This window comes from Photorhabdus stackebrandtii (genome assembly GCF_011189495.1).
GTDB lineage: Bacteria > Pseudomonadota > Gammaproteobacteria > Enterobacterales > Enterobacteriaceae > Photorhabdus > Photorhabdus khanii.
In genome coordinates this window covers 1-3905 of the sequence record NZ_PUJV01000079.1, presented here as the reverse complement: position 1 = coordinate 3905, position 3905 = coordinate 1, and the positions used below count along the sequence as shown (strand labels likewise).

Sequence of the window (3905 nt, the reverse complement as noted above, 5' to 3'; positions counted from 1 at the left end):
TTAAGACCCTTGCAGACTCGCCGGTTCAGCTTTTTACCTTAGACGGTGCCGGTAAACCGTCCATTGGTTTACTGTTTGACTCCTCACTGACCGGCACCAGCCTGTTTCTGAATGCCTTTACCCTGGCGGACGTGCTCACGCAGACAGAATATGCCCGCAACAACCCGTTACAGCCCGGACCGTCCTATATGAGTCTGCTGCGTTTTAGCACCGCGGTGATTGGTATGAGTGCCGATTTGGCCTCCCTCGGTTCGACGCTAGCGAGTAAGGTAAACTCCCCGATAGTCAAGGCGCTGATGAACGGCATAAAAGTGCCTGCCATCAATACGGCTATGGTCAGTCAGTTCTCCCGGGTCTCTGGCAGTGTCGCAGGTTATTTAGGGGCGCTGGTCTCCTTCTATGATGCAAATAATGCTTTCAAAGTGGGTAATAACATAGAAGGTTATAGCCAGGTAGCGATAGGAACAGGTTCGATTATCCTGACTACAGCGGTCTGGATCGGGGTTGCCGCAGGCACTTTCCTGACTGGGGGCGTACTGACAGCGATTATAGCTGGGGCTAGCTTGCTTATTGGTGGCAGCATTGTGCAGGCCAACAGTGCCTGGTCAGATTTAGAGAAAGTACTGAATAACTGTTTTTGGGGGGCAGCAGATAAATATGCTTTTTGGGGGGATGGAAGAAGACCTGAAATATTCGATCAGCTCAAAATAACAAGAAAAATGGATAATGATACTCAAAATCATTTTGTTATCGAGAACCAAGAATTTTTAAATCTGTTTATTCAGCCACAATTGAAAATACATAGGGAATACAGAAAAACGACCTACCACTTTACCTTACCTGCCTTCCAAATGGGAGTTTCGGAAATATACGGGCTTTTCGTTAAAGAAAATGAAATATACTATCTCGGTGCACAAATTATCACTATTACCATTAATCGTCGCCAGTATACACGGGACACTTTTCGCGATGCCACATTCAAGGCCGCACGAGAACAGGAGAAGCTAACTCTGAATGGCGATACAGCCATACTGGAAATAGTCACGACAGAAGGACGCGAAGTAAACCCTTATCGCAGCAAGCTATATTGGTATTACCAGCAGTCAGACAATGTTATCGCTCCTTTGCGCTATTTATGGGGAGAAAAACCCACAGAGGAAAATACTATTAAGGGTAGTTTTGATGGAGAACGCACACTATGAAGCAACGCCTAAAAAACTTACTCAAAAAATGGTTTCCTACTATTCATCCACTGCCAGCCAAACGGCTGGCGCGCTGGGAAAAAGAACTTCTGGCGGCACCACCGGATATTAAGGATGAGGAAACAATTAAACACGCAGAAATATTGGACTACCTTGATAATAAGGAATGCCATATCCGTAACACTCAACGCCGCGCCCGGAGTATTACCTTGATCCCAATCACATTAGGGATTATTAGCAGTCTTATTCTGAATATTAACGGATTTATCGAAGACCGTAAAAATGATGAAAAAGCTATCCATAGATGGGTCAACTTAGTAAAGGAAGAATATGGTGATAAATTTTATCTACGCAATGATCTACCCAGCGCTATGGAAAATGCCCGTTATATTGGTAACGATAAAGAGATATCTCTGAGAAAATATCTTCACTATCGCTATACCTTTTATCCCAGTAGTTCACGGATTATCAAAATTGATATAGGTTTCCTACTTCTTTATCTAATAATTATCCCACCTTTTATCTGGGCTGTATTTTTTTCACGCCGTCAGGCACCATTAATTATTGATCGTGAACGACAGATTTTTTACACCTGGTATAAAGGTAAAGCTTATGCTGCCCGTTATCCACAAGTCGGCATGGCAGAAAAAACTAATATTCTGTTCCTCAAAGTCTATGGCTTGGACGAAAACAATCAGCTTATTGGGCGTGGTTTTATCCCTAACGTCAGTAGTTATTCCTTTGCCTTCTTAAGCAGTGGCAATGATAAAGCGCTGGCAGTCGCCTTTATGGTGAAATTCTTATTAAACGGCAAAGAAGCAGTCAGTAAGGTGGATTATAAACGCCGTGGACCCCTTATCTGGTGGAGTAAGGATAAAAGACCCGCTGATTTAGACACACAAATTCCGTTGATTTTGGCAGAATTGGATCGCTTAGGTCCTCCTGATGAAGATCTTTCCGAATGAAAGTTGCATTACAAACCCATCTGACGGAAAGCTCCCAATCTGAATTACAGTTGATACGGTATATTTCACAGATAAGTGATAAGCAACTCGTAATAGTTGTACAACAGGAAAAGAGCGAGCAGCCTTTCGACGCGCTGTTAAATCATCTGCGCAAATTTGCCTATCTGAAAAACGAGCTGACTCAGGAATGGTCGTTTTTTCGTTTCTATCACCCTAAGACACTAATAACACTGCTTAATACCCTATCTGACGGGCCATTAGCCCATTTTATGCAGGGTATCAATGCCGTGTGGTTTTATGGTGATGAACCGGATACCCATCACATGATCACCCTCACTGAAAACATCCGACAGGCAAAACCCGCGCCTGTTACTCTCAATTGCCGCTTATGTGAACTTTTTGAGCAACAGGCGCAGCAACGCCACATACTTAAAGCCATTGACTTTATTCAGGACAATCTGGCTGAACGCTGTCAGGTAAATAAAAACACCCTGCCTGCTTTTGTTTTACAGCAGACTAATCTGGCCTATTTACAGGGCCTGACGCAACAGCGGGCCATACTCTATTACGTTGCCGCCAAGTGTTTAATGCCAAATGATGAAGTTCGCTGGCAACAGCTGTGGGAGTCAGCCTGCTCGCAAACAGAAATACCGGCAATACGGGCATATTCACTTTTTGAACAGTGCAACAAACTGACAACCAAGGAAATGTTATGACAACTGACATTCAGGACCGCTTCGACAAATTGATAGAAAAAGCTTACGAGCTGTTCCCGCAAAATCTTGAAGTCGATAATTACATGCAGCCCTGCGACTGCGATATTAAACCGATTTACCCGGTTCGTTATGCTTATGTGAATTTCTTCGGCAAAGAACTGGAAAAACCAGCGGCCCCACCCGATATCCACACCCTGATGTTCTCCTCATCAATCGAGAAAACCAAAGGCTACGCCGCCCGCCTCCTGCGCCCCGGCTGGATATATATCAAGGAAGAAGCCCCGCTTACCGCTCGCGGCAGCAAAGCCCGGGGCCTCCTGCATATCTTTAAATACTGCGTGTCAGAAAGAGAGGCTAACGGCAAAAAGCAGCGGGTAGAAAAATTTAAAAAATACATGTTCCTCAATCGCAAAGACGCCAGTGAGGGGCTTATTCCTGAGCCGGGCATCCGGGGTGAAGGTCACCCGTTCCTGTTTGTCGCCAAAGATGTCATCAATATCAGTATCGCCTACAGCGAACACCCGTGGCACGCCTCCGTACTGGATAAAATGAACGGCAGCCTGGCACTGCGGCAGAAAACCATGCAGTTCATCAATCTTGATAAGGAGCAGTCCCCTTTCGCAGTTAAAGCTTCAGTCAAGTACTTCCGTAAACTCATCGTTGATTACAAAATCCAGCAGGAGCAGTTTGCCGACATCAAGGCCATCATTGAAAAAGACATCAATGAACTGGATTTAGCGACCGCCAGGATTGGTGCGCTGACCACGCAGGAAAGCTATGAGATGGATGCCGACGTGATTATCAAGGCAATCAACGGTTATCTGCACCTGCACGAACAGGCGCGGATTATTATTCTGCATGACCCGGTGGGCCGCCAGCGGGATATCGCGGAAGTGTACTCTATCCTGCATCTGTGGCAACAGAGCTACAACGCCTCCAATATCTACCCATTGACCATCGGTTTCTATGTCGAAAGGCTCAAAGCGACCAAAGACCCGGCGCTGAAAAAGAAAATAGATGAC

General features: G+C 45.4%; 4 protein-coding genes. All 4 read left to right on the top strand.

The window, feature by feature from the left end; genetic code table 11:
• Positions 1-1202, top strand: a 1202-nt coding sequence (locus C5470_RS21480) for a hypothetical protein (protein ID WP_166291800.1), incomplete at its 5' end; no start/stop codon positions are given.
• On the top strand, positions 1199-2167 hold the full coding sequence (locus C5470_RS21475) for a hypothetical protein (protein ID WP_166291798.1): 969 nt from the start codon (positions 1199-1201) through the stop codon (positions 2165-2167). The genes C5470_RS21480 and C5470_RS21475, both read left to right, overlap by 4 nt.
• Positions 2164-2883, top strand: coding sequence for a DUF4123 domain-containing protein (locus C5470_RS21470; protein ID WP_166291796.1), 720 nt, complete (start codon positions 2164-2166; stop codon positions 2881-2883). The genes C5470_RS21475 and C5470_RS21470 overlap by 4 nt, the downstream gene beginning before the upstream one ends.
• Positions 2880-3905: toxin VasX (locus tag C5470_RS21465; RefSeq protein WP_207627077.1), on the top strand; the 1026-nt coding region annotated here is incomplete at its 3' end. The genes C5470_RS21470 and C5470_RS21465, both read left to right, overlap by 4 nt.

Coding starts and splice junctions, on each gene's coding strand:
- C5470_RS21470 (WP_166291796.1), top strand. CDS start 2,164: ATGAAAGTTGCATTACAAACCCATCTGACGGAAAGCTCCCAATCTGAA.
- C5470_RS21475 (WP_166291798.1), top strand. CDS start 1,199: ATGAAGCAACGCCTAAAAAACTTACTCAAAAAATGGTTTCCTACTATT.